Annotated in this window: 1 pseudogene; it reads left to right on the forward strand. The window is 66.4% G+C overall.

Annotated elements, in window-relative coordinates:
• Positions 1–153 precede the first annotated feature (153 nt).
• Positions 154–482 (forward strand): annotated as a pseudogene (locus AC1D34_RS38255) (FUSC family protein); the annotation flags it as partial.

Raw genomic sequence — 482 nt, forward strand, 5'->3', positions numbered from 1 at the left:
CCCTGGAGGTGCGGCGCTGGACGACGGTGTCCAAGTCCAAGGTCTGCACGTCGACATCCGCGCCGAGCGGCCGGATCCTGAATGCGCAGCTCGACTTGCGGTCCGTCGATCATTGGGCAACCATGCCAACGCGACGCCCTCAGAGACCGGAACATGCCCCCGGACAGGCCCTTCCTGGTCAGACTCGCGGACCTGATCTTCGCGCTCAAGACCTTCGGCGCCGCCATACTCGCCTTCGTCATCGCGCTGTGGATCGATCTCCCGCGCCCATCCTGGGCCATGGCCACCGTCTACATCACCTCGCAGCCCCTCGCCGGAGGGACGAGCGCGAAGGCGATCTACCGCCTGCTCGGGACTGTGATCGGCGCTGTCGCCCATGGCCATGGTGCCGAGCCTCGTCAACGTACCGGAACTGCTGTGTCTGGCGATCGCGTTATGGGTCGGCCTCTGCCTTTGCCTTGCGCTGCTGGACGGGACGGCAC

The sequence above is a fragment of the Allobosea sp. P1_A7 genome (assembly GCF_056406775.1).